This window comes from Lysobacter enzymogenes (assembly GCF_017168095.1).
Classification (GTDB): Bacteria; Pseudomonadota; Gammaproteobacteria; order Xanthomonadales; family Xanthomonadaceae; genus Lysobacter; species Lysobacter enzymogenes_D.
In genome coordinates this window covers 1-13843 of the sequence record NZ_LXSD01000582.1, presented here as the reverse complement: position 1 = coordinate 13843, position 13843 = coordinate 1, and the positions used below count along the sequence as shown (strand labels likewise).

Here is a 13843-nt window from a genome sequence, read left to right as displayed (position 1 = left end):
GCTTGCGCAGGCCGGCGACGCAGCCGGCGACGCAGCCGGCGACGACGCGCCCGAAGCGGGCGACGCGCTCGCCGCCGCCGCGCTGGAGTACCTCAAGGCGCTGCTCGGCGAACAGATCCGCCTGCCGCCCGAGCGCATCGACGCGGAAGAGCGCTTCGAGGCGTACGGGGTCGATTCGGTCATGGTCGGCCACCTCAATGCCGCGCTCGAGCGCGATCTCGGCGCGTTGCCGAAGACGCTGTTCTACGAGCACGCCAGCGTCGCCGCGGTGGCGGCGTACCTGCTGCGCGAAGCGGCGCCGGCGTTGCGCCGGCATCTGCGTCCGAACCTGCCGGCGCAGGCGCCTGCGCCGGTGCGCCATGTCGCGGCGACGCCGGCCGTCGTCGCATCCACTCCCGCAGCATCGCCGCTCGCCGCCGACGAACCGATCGCGATCATCGGCCTGCACGGCCGCTTCCCGCAGTCGCCGGACCTCGACGCGTACTGGCGCCATCTCGCCGCCGGCGACGATCTGATCGGCCCGGTGCCGGCGCAGCGCTGGGACATGGCCGCGCTGTACGACGCCGATCCCGAACAGGCCGCGGCCGGCAAGATCTATTGCGACCAGGGCGGTTTCCTCGACGACCACGACAGGTTCGACGCCGCGTTCTTCGGCATTCCCGCCGAGGACGCGCGCCTGATCGATCCGCAGGAGCGGTTGTTCCTGCAGTCGGCCTGGGCGGCGGTGGAAGACGCCGGCTACACCCGCGAGCGGCTCAAGCGCCGCCACGGCAAGGCCGGCGGCAGCGACGTCGGCGTGTTCGCCGGGGTCACCACCAATTCCTATCACCTGCTGACGCCGGAAGAATGGAGCCGCGGCAACATGGTCGCGCCGGGCGCGATGCCGTGGTCGATCGCCAACCGCGTGTCGTACGTGTTCGACTTCGTCGGTCCGAGTCTGCCGGTCGACACCGCCTGCTCCTCGTCGCTGGCGGCGATCCACCTGGCCTGCGAGAGCCTGCGCCGCGGCGAATGCCAGCTCGCCGTCGCCGGCGGCGTCAACCTGTACCTGCATCCGGCCAAGTACCAGTCGCTGTGCCGCAAGCGCATGCTCGCCCGCCACGGCCGCTGCCGCAGCTTCGGCGCCGGCGATGACGGCTTCGTGCCGGGCGAGGGCGTCGGCGCGGTGTTGCTCAAGCCGCTGTCGCGCGCGCTCGCCGACGGCGACCACATCCACGCGGTGGTCGCCGCCAGCGCCTGCGAGCACAGCGGCCGCAGCAACGGCTATTCGGCGCCGAATCCGGCGGCGCAGGCGCGGCTGATCGCGCAGGCGCTGCAGCGCGCCGGCGCCGCGCCGGACAGCATCGGCTATGTCGAAGGCCACGGCACCGGCACCCAGCTCGGCGACAACCTGGAAGTGCTGTCGCTGAGCCAGGCCTTCGGTACGCAGATGGCGCGGCAGTCGTGCGCGCTCGGTTCGGTCAAGGGCAATGCCGGCCACGCCGAATCGGCCGCGGGCATCGGCGGTGTGGCCAAGGTCGTGCTGCAGCTGCGCCACCTCCAGTTGGCGCCGAGCTTGCATGCGGAACAACCCAATCCCGACATCGATTTCGCCGCCACGCCGTTCCGCCTGCAGCGCGAACTGGCGCCGTGGCCGACGGCGGACGGCGCGCCGCGCCGTGCGCTGGTGAATTCGTTCGGCGCCGGCGGAGTGAACGCCTGCGTGTTGCTGGAGGAATACGTCGCGCCGGCCGCACCGGCCGCGCTCGCGGCGCCGCAGTTGATCGTGCTGTCGGCGCGCGACGGCGAGCGCCTAGGCGAGAACGCGTCGGCACTGGCCGCGCATCTGCGCGAACACGACGGCGTCGATCTGGCCCGGGTCGCCTACACCCTGCAAAGCGGCCGTGAGCCGATGGAACAACGCGCGGCGATGGTCGTCGCCGATCGCGACCAGGCGCTGGCGCTGCTGGACGCGCTCGCCGCCGGCGCCGATGCGTCGGGCCTGTTGCGGGCGCGGGTCGAGCCGCACCAGCGTCGGCGATCGCTCAAGCCCGAGCAGCGCGAGCAGCACCGCGCCCTGTTCGCCGCCGGCGACTTGACGGCACTGGCGCAGCGCTGGCTCGGCGGCGAAGAACCCGACTGGGATGCGTTGCACGGCGAACTTCGCCCGCAGCGCCTGCCGCTGCCGTCCTATCGCTTCGCGCGCGAACGCCACTGGGTCTCGGATGCGGCGGTCGGCCAGCAGCCCATCGCGGCGCCGGCCATCGCGGCGGAGAGCGCCGCGACGCAAACCGCGTTGCATCCGCTGCTGACCGGCAACGTCTCGACCTTGCGCGAAACCGGATTCCTCTCGCACCTGTCCGCCGAGGCGTTCTACGGCCGCGACCACCGCGTCAACGGCGAGCCGTTCTTCCCCGGCGCCGGCTTCGTCGAACTGGCCTGCATCGCCGGCACCCTGGCCGGCGAGCGTTCGGTGGCGCGGATCGAGGACATCGTCTGGGCGCAGCCGCTGAAGCTGCGCGCGGCGCCGCAGCCGGTCAAGACGGTGCTGCGCGCCAGCGGCCACGGCACCGACTGCGCGGTGGTCTCGTTCGACCCGCACGGCGAGCGCGTGCTGCATTGCGAAGCGCGCCTGTTCCACGAAACCGGGCCGGCGCACGCGCGGCCGCGGCCGGCGCCGCTGCCGGTCGACGAACTCGTCGCCGCCGCCCGCGCGGTCGACGGCGCGCACTGCTACGAACGCCTGCGCCGCTACGGCTTCGACTACGGTCCGAGCTTCCGCGGCGTGCGCACGCTTCATCAAGGCGCCGGCTACGCCCTGGCCCGGGTCGGCCTGGATCCGTCGCTGCGCGCGCAGTTCGATCAGTACCTGCTGCACCCGTGCCTGATCGACGCCGCCCTGCAGACCGTGCTCGGCGTGGCGGGCGAGGGCGGCGACGACGTGCCTTACCTGCCGTTCGCGCTGGATTCGATCCAACGCTGGCGCCCGCTGCTGCCGGACTGCTACGCCTACGCCGAGCCCAGCCGCGGCGCGCCGGCCGGCGGCGACGTGCGCCGCTTCGACCTGCGCCTGCTCAGCCTCGGCGGCGAAGTACTGGTGGAGTTGAACGGCTTCTACGTGCGCGCCCTGCGCACGGCAGCGGCGGCCGTCGGCGCAGCGGCGACCGAAGCGGTGGACGCATGAGCGCAGCCGTCGCCCAGGCGCACGCGCAGGCCGACGCCGTCGTCGCGCCGGAGGTGACCCTGATCGAGGTCGCCGCCGGCGCGATGAAGAACAACAACTATCTGGTGGTGGACCCGGTCACCCGCCAGGCGCTGCTGGTCGACCCGGCTTGGCAGCGCGACAAGCTCGAAGCCGCGCTGCAGCGCGCCGGCGCGAGCTTGAGCGCGATCGCCCTCACCCACGCCCATTTCGATCACGTGCATCTGGCCGGCGAGCTGTCGGCCGCGCACGGTTGCCCGGTGTGGATGTCGCAGCGCGAGATCGAAGCCAGCGGCTTCGACCTGCCGCGCCTGCTCGCCATCGACGAAACCCCGCGCACGCTCGGCGCGCTGCGGATCGAGCCGATCCTGGCGCCGGGCCACACCCCGGGCTGCCTGTGCTACCGCATCGGCGGGCACCTGTTCGCCGGCGACGTGCTGTTCATCGAAGGCTGCGGCCTGTGCCGCGACGAAGCCGCCGCCCACGCCATGTTCGACAGCCTGGAACGGCTCAAGCGCGAACTCGCGCCGGACACGCGCATCCATCCGGGCCACACCTATGTGCGTGCGCCCGGCGTGCCGTTCGCCGAGCTGCTGCGCTGGAACATGTACCTGCAATTCCCCGACCGACGCAGCTTCGCCGCCTATCGCCTGCGGCGCGGGCAAGACCCGCGCAAATTGGTCGCCTTCCGCTGAGCGCCGCCGCGCCCCAGCCGCAACATCCCGCGCCGACGTCAGCGCGCCCCATCAATCGCCAGAGGTAAAGAACGTGAGCCCTGTTGGAATCGAAGCGATGAACGTATTCGCCGGCACCGCCTGCCTGGACGTGACCGAGCTGGCGCGCCACCGCGGCCTGGACATGAGCCGGTTCGAGAACCTGCTGATGAAGCAGAAGAGCGTGGCGCTGCCCTACGAAGACCCGATCACCTTCGCGGTCAACGCCGCCAAGCCGCTGGTGGACGCGCTCAGCGAGCAGGAGAAGGAGCGCATCGAGATGGTCATCACCTGCACCGAGTCGGCCTTCGATTTCGGCAAGTCGATGAGCACCTATTGCCACGACCTGCTCGGGCTCAACCGCAACTGCCGTTTGTTCGAGCTCAAGAACGCCTGCTATTCGGGCGTGGCGGGCCTGCAGATGGCGGTCAACTTCGTGCTCTCGCAGGTCTCGCCCGGGGCCAAGGTGCTGGTCATCGCCACCGACGTGTCGCGCTTCATGGTCGAGGAGGGCGGCGAGGCGCTGTCGGCGGACTGGTCGTTCGCCGAGCCCAGCGGCGGTTCCGGCGCGGTGGCGATGCTGGTCAGCGACCGCCCGCACGTGTTCCAGATCGACGTCGGCGCCAACGGCTATTACGGCTATGAGGTGATGGACACCTGCCGGCCCTCGGCCGACACCGACGCCGGCGACACCGACCTGTCGCTGCTGTCCTACCTCAACTGCTGCGAGAACGCGTACCTGGAATACGAAAAGCGCGTCGCCGGCGCGAGCTTCGCCGACACCTTCGGCTACATCGCCTATCACACCCCGTTCGGCGGCATGGTCAAGGGCGCGCACCGCAACATGATGCGCAAGCTGGCCAAGGCCAAGCCGAACGAGATCGAAGTCGACTTCCAGCGCCGGGTCAATCCGGGCCTGGTCCATTGCCAGCGCGTGGGCAACATCATGGGCGCCACCGCGGCGCTGTCGCTGGCCAGCACCATCGACAACGGCGACTTCGACGCGCCGCAGCGCGTGGGCGTGTTCTCCTACGGCTCGGGCTGCTGCTCGGAATTCTTCAGCGGCACCGTGCGCAAGGAAGGCCAGGAGCGGCTGCGCGCGATGAAGATCGGCGAGCGCCTGGACCGCCGCCACCAGCTCAGCATGGAGCAGTACGACGCGCTGCTGGAAAAGAGCCGCAGCATGAAGTTCGGCACCCGCAACCTCGACGCCGACACCGCGTTCGTGCCGCAGGCCCGCGCCGCGCTCGGCCACAAGACCCTGTTCCTCAAGCAGATCAAGGAATTCCACCGGGAGTACGAATGGGTCTGATGAGCCGCCATTACGAGTCGATCAAGGTCCGTACCGAGGACGGCATCGCGTTCGTGCAGATGCACCGCCCGCAAGCGAACAACGCCATCGACGACCGCCTGATCGCCGAACTCGGCGACGCGCTGGGCGCCTGCGAAGCGCAGGCCACGGTGGTGGTGCTCGAAGGCTTGCCGGACGTGTTCTGCTCCGGCGCCGACTTCGACGAGATCCGCGGGCGCTTCGAACGCGGCACCATCCAGGGCCAGGATCCGGAGCCGCTGTACGAACTGTGGCGGCGGCTGGCCTGCGGCCCCTTCGTCAGCGTCGCCCACGTGCGCGGCCGCGCCAACGCCGGCGGCATCGGCTTCGTCGCTGCCTGCGATCTGGTGCTGGCCGAGGACGCCGCCAGTTTCAGCCTGTCCGAGCTGCTGTTCGGCCTGATGCCGGCCTGCGTGCTGCCGTTCCTGATCCGCCGCACCGGCATCGCCCGCGCCAACTATCTGACCTTGACCACCCAGCCGGTGTCGGCGCGGCAGGCGCTGGATTGGGGCCTGGTCGACGCCTGCGAAGCCGACAGCGCCAATCTGCTGCGCAAGCACCTGCTGCGCCTGCGCCGGCTCGGCAAGGACGGCGTGGCCCGCTACAAGCGCTACGCGGTCGAACTCGACGACCGCCTGGCCGCGGCCAAGCCCAAGGCGCTCGCGGCCAACCGCGAGGTGTTCGGCGACGCCGACAACGTCGCCAAGATCGCCCGCTACGTGCGCAGCGGCAAGTTCCCGTGGGAGGCCGACTGATGTCCGCGATCGTCGCCAACTCCGAAAGCATCGACGACGGCGCGCCGGTGACGCTCAGCGACGCCGGCGAGGGCGTGCTGCTGGTGCGCATGCAGGACCGCGCCGGCAAGAACACGTTCAGTGATGCGCTGATCGCCGGCCTCACCGACGCCTTCGCCCGCATCGGCGGGCGCCAGGACTGCAAGGCGGTGGTGCTGACCGGCTACGACAGCTACTTTTCCAGCGGCGGCACCCAGGAAGGCCTGCGCGATCTGTACGAGGGCCGGTTCAAGTTCACCGACAAGGACCTCTACAGCCTGGCCTTGAACTGCCCGGTGCCGGTGGTCGCGGCGATGCAGGGCCACGGCATCGGCGGCGGCTTCGTGCTCGGGCTGTTCGCCGATCTGGTCGTGCTGGCGCGCGAGAGCGTGTACACCGCCAACTTCATGAAATACGGCTTCACTCCGGGCATGGGCTCGACCCTGATCCTGCCGCACAAGCTCGGCCCGGCGCTGGCCGCGGAGATGATGCTCGGCGCGCAGACCTACCGCGGCGAGGAACTGCAGCGCCGCGGCGTCGCCTTCCCGGTGCTGCCGCGCGAGCAGGTACTGGCGCATGCGCTGGAGCTGGCGCGCAACCTGGCCGAGAAGCCGCGGGTGTCGCTGGTCGCGCTCAAGGACCATCTGGTCGCGGACCTGCGCCAGCGCCTGCCGCGCTATATCGAGCAGGAAGTCGCCCTGCACGAGCTGACCTTTCACCAGCCCGAAGTGCGCGCGCGCATCGACGCCGCGTTCGGGCGTTGAGCTCCATCCGCCTTCCGCATCGTCCTTTCGTTGTTTCAGCCGGCCCGCGCCGCGGGCCCCCGTCGTCACGCACCCACGCCACACACCCAGGGAGAGACCCATGAACCAGACCGCCGTCGAACTGCAGCACGTCTTCGACACCATCGTCGCGCACACCCGCGAAGTGCTGCCGCAGCTGGAGCGCCACGAGTTCCAGCGCAGCGATTCGCTGCGCGCGCTCGGCGCCAATTCGATCGACCGCGCCGACATCCTGATCATGACCCTGGAATCGCTGGGCCTGAACATCCCGATGATGGACATGGCCAAGGCCGAGAACATCGGCGAGCTGGCCACGATCATCCATGGCAAGGCCTGAGCGCGCCGACCCGATGCGCTCGGACCTGCTCATCAGCGGCATCGGCGTGACCTCGGCGATCGGGCAGGGCAAGGCCGACTTCCTCGACGCGCTGCTCGCCGGCCGCCATCGCTTCGGGGTCATGCGCCGGCCCGGGCGGCAACGCGCGGCCGACGAACGCGGCGAGGGCGGCACGGCCTATCTCGGCGCCGAGATAGGCACGCTCGGCTTGCCGGTGGAGATTCCGCCGAGCCTGCTGCGCACCGCCTCGTTCTCGGCGCAGGTCGCGCTGGCCAGCGTCTACGAGGCCTGGCACGACGCCGCGCTCGACCGGCTCGACCCGGACCGGGTCGGGCTGGTGGTCGGCGGCTCCAACTTCCAGCAGCGCGAACTGGTGCAGTTGCACGAGGCCTATCGCGAGCGCCCGCAGTTCCTGCGCCCGACCTATGCGATGTCGTTCATGGACAGCGACCTGTGCGGGCTGTGCACCGAAGTGTTCGGCATCCGCGGCTTCGCCCACACCGTCGGCGGCGCCTCGGCCAGCGGCCAGGTCGCGGTGGTGCAGGCGATCGCCGCGGTCCAGGCCGGCATCGTCGACGCCTGCGTCGCGGTCGGCACGCTGATGGACCTGTCGCACTGGGAATGCCAGGGCCTGCGCTCGCTCGGCGCGATGGGGTCGGACCGCTACGCCGAACGTCCCGAGCACGCCTGCCGCCCGTTCGACCGCAAGCGCGACGGCTTCATCTACGGCGAAGCCTGCGCGGTGCTGGTGATCGAACGCGAGGCCAGCGCCGGCCGCGCCGGGGTGCGGCCGTATGCGCGCATCGCCGGCTGGGCGATGGGCATGGACGGCAACCGCAATCCCAATCCCTCGCTCGACGGCGAGATGGCGGCGATCTCCAAGGCGCTGCAGCGCGCCGGCCTGGACGCGGCGCAGATCGATTACGTCAACCCGCACGGCACCGGCTCGGGCATCGGCGATGTCACCGAACTCGAAGCGCTGCGCCGCAGCGGCCTGGGCCACGCCTGGCTCAACACCACCAAGTCGGTGACCGGCCACGGCCTCAGCGCCGCCGGCGCGGTCGAACTGGCCGCGGTGGCGTTGCAGATGCGCGCCGAGCAACTGCACCCCAGCCGCAACCTCGACGACTGCATGGAACCCGCGCTGCCGTGGGTGCGCGAGCGCGCGCTCGATCACCGCATCGAGCACGCATTGAACCTGAGCATGGGCTTCGGCGGCGTCAACACCGCCGTGTGCCTGAGCCGCCACTAGCCGCCGGCGGCCGCAGGCCGCCGTTACGAACGACGATGGAGAACCAGCGATGAAGACTTTCGTGTTTCCGGGCCAGGGCTCGCAGGCCAAGGGCATGGGCGGCGAGCTGTTCGAGCGTTATCCCGAACGGGTGCGCCAGGCCGACGCCGTGCTCGGCTATTCGATCCGCCAACTGTGCCTGGACGATCCCGACGACCAGCTCGGCCGCACCCAGTTCACCCAGCCGGCGCTGTACGTGGTCAATGCGCTGAGCTATTTCGCCCGCATCGACGACGGCGCCGCGCCGCCGGACTTCCTCGCCGGCCACAGCCTGGGCGAGTTCGACGCGCTGATGGCCGCCGGCTGCTACGACTTCGAAACCGGGCTGAAGCTGGTCAAGAAGCGCGGCGCGCTGATGGGCCAGGTGTCGGGCGGGGCGATGGCGGCGGTGCTCAACGCCAGCAAGGAACAGATCGAGGCGCTGCTGGCCGAGCATGGGCTCGACGATGTCGGGCTGGCCAACTACAACACGCCGTCGCAGATCGTGATCTCCGGCCCGGCCGAGCAGCTGGCCAAGGCCGAGCCGCTGTTCCGCCAGGGCAAGATGCGCTTCTATCCGCTCAACACCAGCGGCGCGTTCCACTCCAAGTTCATGCTGCCGGCGCGGGAGAAGTTCGCCAAGTACCTCAAGACCTTCAAGCTCGCGGCGCCGAAGATCCCGGTGATCTCCAACGTGACCGCGCGCGAGTACGAGGCCGGCGAGCTGGCGCAGACCTTGTCGGCGCAGATCGCCAGCACGGTGCGCTGGTCGGAGAGCGTGCAATACCTCATCGAGCTCGCTGGCGAACGCGGCGAGGAGATGACGTTCGAGGAGATCGGCCACGGCGACGTGCTGACCCGGCTGGTGCAGACGATCAAGCTGCAGACCCGCAAGCCCGAGCCGGAAGCCGTGCAGGCTGCGGCCGCGCCGCCCGTCGCGCCCGCTGCCGCAGCGGCCGCCGAAGCGGTCCGCGGCGACGCCGCCGGCAAGGTCGCGGCCTGGAACCGCGCCCACCCGGTCGGCACCCGCGTGCGCTCGCTGCTGATCGATCGCACCGATCTCGAGACCCGCAGCGAGGCGCTGGTGCTGTTCGGCCATCGCGCAGCGGTCTATATGAAGGGGTATAACGGCTACTTCGATCTGGACGAGGTGGTGCCGGCTTGAGCGTAGCCAACGGCAGAGCAGGGCGCCGGCCCGGCGGCGGCGCTGGCGCGGCCGCGGCGCACCCGCGCCGGGGCGCGCGTTGATGCGTTTGTTCGCCGTTTCCGACCTGCACGTCGATTACCCCGACAACGCGCAGTGGGTGCAGTCGCTGTCGCGTTGGGACTACCGCGACGACGCGCTGATCGTGGCCGGCGACCTCAGCCACCGCCCGCATTTGCTGGGCGCGTGCCTAGGCGAGCTGGCCGCGCGCTTCGCCCGGGTGCTGTTCGTGCCGGGCAACCACGACCTGTGGGTGCTCGGCGAAGACCCCGGCAAGACCTCGCTGGACAAGCTCGACGAAGTGCGCCGGCTGGCCCACGACCACGGCGCCACCACCCGCGCCTGGCGCCACGGCGCGACCCTGGTGGCGCCGCTGCTGGGCTGGTACGACCACGGCTTCGGCGAGCCCGGCGAGGAGCTCAAGCAGGCGTGGATGGATTACCGCGCCTGCCGCTGGCCGCCGGGCTACGACGCCGCGCGGATCGCCGCGCACCTGGCCGCGCTGGACCCGCTGCCGCCGCGCAAGGGCGTTGCCCGCACCATCACCGTCTCGCATTTTCTGCCGCGGCTGGACCTGATTCCGGACTACGTGCCGGCGCGCCACCGCATCCTCGATCCGGTGCTCGGCAGCGCCGGGATCGAACGCCGGCTGCGCGCGCTCGGCGCCGACCTGCACGTGTACGGGCACAGCCATATCAACCGCGACGTCGTGCTCGACGGCGTGCGCTACGTCAACAACGCCTTCGGCTATCCGCAGGAAACGGGCATCGCCGCGCGGCGCCTGTTGTGCGTCGAGGAGCTCTGAGCATGGCCGCCGACGCCGGCAGCAGCTTCGTCCACGGCATCGCCGCGCAACGCGACGGCGCGCCGGACTTGCGCGCACGCCGCGACCGCATCGACCTGTGGCTGCTGCGCTACGACCGCGTCGACGACGAGGCCCTGCTGGCGCGGCTGCGCGAGACGCTGGATGCGGGCGAGCGCGCGCAGGAACCGCGCTACTACTTCGCCGACGACCGCAAGCGCTATCTGCTGACCCGCGCCCTGGTCCGCGTCACGTTGTCGCGCTATGCGCCGCTGGCGCCGGGGCAATGGCGCTTCGGCGCCAACGCCTATGGCCGGCCGCATATCGATCCGGCCCAGCAGGCGCAGCTCGCGCCGGATCTTTGCTTCAACATCTCCCACACCCACGGCCTGATCGCGCTGGCGGTGACCCGCGGCCGCGAGATCGGCGTGGACGTCGAGCACGTGCGCCATCGCGCCGTGTCGCTCGGCATCGCCCACCGGTTCTTCGCCGCCGACGAGGTCGCGGCGCTGGCGCAGGTAGCGCCTGATCGGCAGCAGGACCGGTTCTTCGAGTACTGGACCTTCAAGGAGGCCTACATCAAGGCGCGCGGCATGGGCCTGTCGCTGCCGCTGGAGCGTTTCAGCTTCCACTACGCCTGCGAGCGATCGGTGCGGCTGAGCGCGCAGCCCGACCTCGACGCAGACGCGGCGCGCTGGAGCCTGTGGCAGTACCGGCCGCAGCCGGACTACCTGCTGGCGCTGTGCGCGCAGCGCGAGGCGGGCACGCAGGTGCGCGTGCGCGAGCTGTCGGCGCGGCTGCAAGAGCAGGCGTTGACGCTGGCGCCGACGCGACGCTCGGACGAAGACTGAGGCGCGACCGCGCGTAGTCGCGGCGCCGGCGGCTTCAGGCCGGCTGCGCCGGCGCCAGCACCGCCGCCATCAGTCTTTCGTCCTGGCCGTACGGCGTCATCAGCGCCTGCGCGGTGGAACGCGAGCCTTCCGGCAGCAGGTATTTGGCGAAGGTCGCCAGCGTGCCCGACGGGCCGAGGTCGAGATAGCGGTGCGGCCCGCCGCGCTCCAACCGCGCGATCGCTTCGCCGAAGCGGATCGGCCGGCGCACCACGCGCCAGAAGAAATCCCGCGGCAGTTCGTCCAGCACCGCCGCCTGCTCGCAACACACCACCGGCAAGGCGCCGCGACCCAGCGGCAGCGCAGCCGTGGCCGCGGCGAACGGCGCCTGCGCCGGCTCGATCCAGCGCGAGTGGAACGCGTACGAAACCGCCAGGCGCTGGAAGCCGATCGCGCGCGCGCGCAGTTCCTCCTCGATCGGCGCCAACGCGGCCTGCGGCGCGGCCACGGCGAAATGGCCGGCGAAGTTGACCGCCGCCAGTTCGCTGTGCTCGCTCAGGAACGGCTGCGCGTACAGCGCCGGGTCGGCCAGGATCGCGATCATCGCGCCGCGCTCGCAATGGCCTTCGAAGGCTTCGGCCTGGGCGACCACCGCCTGCATCGCATCCTCCACCGACACGTGTCCGGCCACCGCGGCGGCGGCGAACGAGCCCAGGCTTGCGCCCAGGCAGAGGTCCGGGCGCACGCCGCGTTCGATCAGGCAGCGCGCCAGCGCGTACTCGACCATGAAGATCGCCGGATGGCTGTGGGCGGTGCGGTCGAAGGCGTCGGCCTTGCCGCGCGAATGGATGACATCGATGACAGATTCGCCGCACCACTCGCGCGCGAAATCGTCCAGATGAATCATCCAGCGGCGGAAGACATCGTCGTCCTGGTACAGCCGGCGGCCCATCTGGAAGTACTGCGAGCCTTGCCCGGAGAACATGAAAACGGTGCTGGCAGGCGGCATCGGCGGTCTCGGCTGGCGCCGGAGGCGCCGGCATGCGCGCGGCGCCGTCGGCGCCTGGGACGCGCAAGTTTATCGACTCGTGCGGCGGCCGCGCTGTGACCGGTTGCGGGCCCGCGCGAGCCGCGTCGGTATACTTTATCGTCCTGTCGATTATCTCCGGCGCATCCGCTTATGGCATGGCCGCTTTCTTTTCGATTGTGTTTCGACCGGCCTTCACTTCGGTTAAAAGCGACCCTGCGCGTCGCTAATGGCCGTTTTCGGGCCCGTTCTGCGTCGTCGACGCAACCCGCCGGATAATCCCGGTCGGGCGGGCCGCGGGTATCCAATGATTTTCGCGTCCGATACCCGCCGGCCGCACAGGCGTATTCACATGCGTGCAGGGCGCATTTTTGCGCCAGCGGTCATGACATTTCCGTCTGTCCTGGGTTAGCGCGTATCCGGTGTCTGTAAATGAGCTGAAATGAGCAATTTGTGTACCGATCGGCACGGTATTTCAACGAATTCACACCTGGCATCACCGCTGCGCCGTGACCCCGGTCAAGTTGGGACTTTATCCTCGGGCGCGGCTCGATTAACTAAACTAAATTCCTGATTCGACATCCCAATTCGCGCCACGATTCGTTTACTTGCGAATCGATTCTGGCACCGTATGCACAGGCCACCGGGCACGACGGGCACGGCGGCGGCGAAGCGGTAAATCCACTCGCGTCCGCCGCCGCGGCAGCTCCATCGATGCACGGATCGGCTTCGGCACGACCGGCGCTGGGACCGTCGGATGTGTCCGTATCGCAACATCCAGCAGCACCCACAACTTCCGTATCGATGCCGGCACGGGGACGGCAGGGACGCGTGCGGCCGCAAGGCCGGCCCGGGCCCGCCACGCTTCCCCTCACGCCAACGGTTCCGGCCCGCGCCGGCGCCGGCGCGTGGCCGCGCCTGCTGCGCGAAGGGCAGTCGTTCGTTTGGCGATACGTGTTGCGGGCGCAACGCGAGCCCTGTCGTACCAGACCAAGAGGCCGTTGAGTGAGCGAATCGAGTTCCGAACCCTGGCTGGTGCTGCGCACCCGCTGCCGTCACGAGAACGTGGTGGAAGACAGCCTGCAGCAAAAGAGCATCAAGGCGTATCTGCCCCGGCGCAGCGTGGTCACGCGCCGCCAGGACAAGAAGGCGGTGGTGGAGATGCCGCTGTTTCCCGGCTATGTGTTCGTCCAGCCCAGTCCCGAGCAGTACGAGAACATCCGCTACATCCGCGGTTCCTGCGGCCTGGTGCTGCAGGGAACCAAGCCGGCGACCATGCCCGAAGGCGATCTGCAGGCGGTCAAGCGCATGGTCGAAAGCGGCGCGACCCTGGAAGTGGCGCCGCGGGTGATGCCGGGCCAGCGCGTGGAGGTGATCGCCGGTCCGTTCGCCGGCGTGTGCGGCGAACTGGTGCGGGTGCGCAGCCAGGAGCACCTGGTCATCAACGCGCACATGCTCGGCAGTTGCGTCAGCGTGGAAGTCGACGCCGACGCGATCGCAGCGCTGTAGCCGCGCGCGCGGCCCAGCGCTGGCGCGCGGTCGATGCCGCGTCGGCAGCGGACCGCGGCGACGCTCGCGCCGCCGCGGCGAGTTC

At 70.2% G+C, this 13843-nt stretch carries 12 protein-coding genes; 11 read left to right on the top strand and 1 reads right to left on the bottom strand.

What is annotated here, in order from left to right; all coding sequences use genetic code 11:
• The 10 genes from A7A76_RS22725 to A7A76_RS22680 all read left to right on the top strand — a co-directional run.
• Positions 1-3163: beta-ketoacyl synthase N-terminal-like domain-containing protein (locus A7A76_RS22725; RefSeq protein ID WP_206413447.1), on the top strand; the 3163-nt coding region annotated here is incomplete at its 5' end.
• Positions 3160-3876 carry an MBL fold metallo-hydrolase gene (locus tag A7A76_RS22720; protein ID WP_206413446.1) on the top strand — a complete coding sequence of 239 codons (717 nt, stop codon included), beginning with the start codon at positions 3160-3162 and terminating at the stop codon, positions 3874-3876. The genes A7A76_RS22725 and A7A76_RS22720, both read left to right, overlap by 4 nt.
• A 73-nt stretch (positions 3877-3949) precedes the next feature.
• Positions 3950-5206: a hydroxymethylglutaryl-CoA synthase gene (locus A7A76_RS26100; protein WP_206413445.1), complete on the top strand. Its 1257-nt coding sequence runs from the start codon at positions 3950-3952 to the stop codon at positions 5204-5206.
• On the top strand, positions 5206-5979 hold the full coding sequence (locus A7A76_RS22710; RefSeq protein ID WP_206413444.1) for an enoyl-CoA hydratase/isomerase: 774 nt from the start codon (positions 5206-5208) through the stop codon (positions 5977-5979). Before A7A76_RS26100 ends, A7A76_RS22710 begins: the two co-directional genes overlap by 1 nt.
• Positions 5979-6761 carry a polyketide synthase gene (locus tag A7A76_RS22705; protein ID WP_206413443.1) on the top strand — a complete coding sequence of 261 codons (783 nt, stop codon included), beginning with the start codon at positions 5979-5981 and terminating at the stop codon, positions 6759-6761. Before A7A76_RS22710 ends, A7A76_RS22705 begins: the two co-directional genes overlap by 1 nt.
• 100 nt (positions 6762-6861) lie before the next feature.
• Positions 6862-7116: an acyl carrier protein gene (locus A7A76_RS22700; RefSeq protein ID WP_206413442.1), complete on the top strand. Its 255-nt coding sequence runs from the start codon at positions 6862-6864 to the stop codon at positions 7114-7116.
• Positions 7103-8368 (top strand): beta-ketoacyl synthase N-terminal-like domain-containing protein, encoded by a 1266-nt coding sequence (locus A7A76_RS22695; RefSeq protein ID WP_241201131.1) that lies wholly within the window; start codon positions 7103-7105, stop codon positions 8366-8368. Before A7A76_RS22700 ends, A7A76_RS22695 begins: the two co-directional genes overlap by 14 nt.
• Positions 8369-8417: 49 nt before the next feature.
• Positions 8418-9551 carry an ACP S-malonyltransferase gene (fabD, locus tag A7A76_RS22690; protein WP_206413441.1) on the top strand — a complete coding sequence of 378 codons (1134 nt, stop codon included), beginning with the start codon at positions 8418-8420 and terminating at the stop codon, positions 9549-9551.
• An 82-nt stretch (positions 9552-9633) separates the two neighbouring features.
• Positions 9634-10395 (top strand): metallophosphoesterase, encoded by a 762-nt coding sequence (locus tag A7A76_RS22685; protein ID WP_206413440.1) that lies wholly within the window; start codon positions 9634-9636, stop codon positions 10393-10395.
• A gap of 2 nt (positions 10396-10397) precedes the next feature.
• Entirely contained in the window at positions 10398-11243 is an 846-nt protein-coding gene (locus A7A76_RS22680; protein ID WP_206413439.1) for a 4'-phosphopantetheinyl transferase family protein, read from the top strand.
• A 34-nt stretch (positions 11244-11277) separates the two neighbouring features.
• Here the strand turns inward: A7A76_RS22680 and A7A76_RS22675 are convergent, their stop codons facing one another.
• Positions 11278-12231 (bottom strand): acyltransferase domain-containing protein, encoded by a 954-nt coding sequence (locus A7A76_RS22675; protein WP_206413438.1) that lies wholly within the window; start codon positions 12229-12231, stop codon positions 11278-11280.
• Positions 12232-13254: 1023 nt separating this feature from the next.
• Between A7A76_RS22675 and A7A76_RS22670 the strand changes: the two genes are divergently transcribed.
• Complete coding sequence (locus A7A76_RS22670) at positions 13255-13758, top strand: UpxY family transcription antiterminator (protein WP_074868352.1); 504 nt, start codon at positions 13255-13257, stop codon at positions 13756-13758.
• Positions 13759-13843 lie beyond the last annotated feature (85 nt).

Coding starts and splice junctions, on each gene's coding strand:
- A7A76_RS22700 (WP_206413442.1), top strand. CDS start 6,862: ATGAACCAGACCGCCGTCGAACTGCAGCACGTCTTCGACACCATCGTC.
- A7A76_RS22680 (WP_206413439.1), top strand. CDS start 10,398: ATGGCCGCCGACGCCGGCAGCAGCTTCGTCCACGGCATCGCCGCGCAA.
- A7A76_RS22685 (WP_206413440.1), top strand. CDS start 9,634: ATGCGTTTGTTCGCCGTTTCCGACCTGCACGTCGATTACCCCGACAAC.
- fabD (WP_206413441.1), top strand. CDS start 8,418: ATGAAGACTTTCGTGTTTCCGGGCCAGGGCTCGCAGGCCAAGGGCATG.
- A7A76_RS22675 (WP_206413438.1), bottom strand. CDS start 12,231: ATGCCGCCTGCCAGCACCGTTTTCATGTTCTCCGGGCAAGGCTCGCAG.
- A7A76_RS22705 (WP_206413443.1), top strand. CDS start 5,979: ATGTCCGCGATCGTCGCCAACTCCGAAAGCATCGACGACGGCGCGCCG.
- A7A76_RS22710 (WP_206413444.1), top strand. CDS start 5,206: ATGAGCCGCCATTACGAGTCGATCAAGGTCCGTACCGAGGACGGCATC.
- A7A76_RS22720 (WP_206413446.1), top strand. CDS start 3,160: ATGAGCGCAGCCGTCGCCCAGGCGCACGCGCAGGCCGACGCCGTCGTC.
- A7A76_RS22695 (WP_241201131.1), top strand. CDS start 7,103: ATGGCAAGGCCTGAGCGCGCCGACCCGATGCGCTCGGACCTGCTCATC.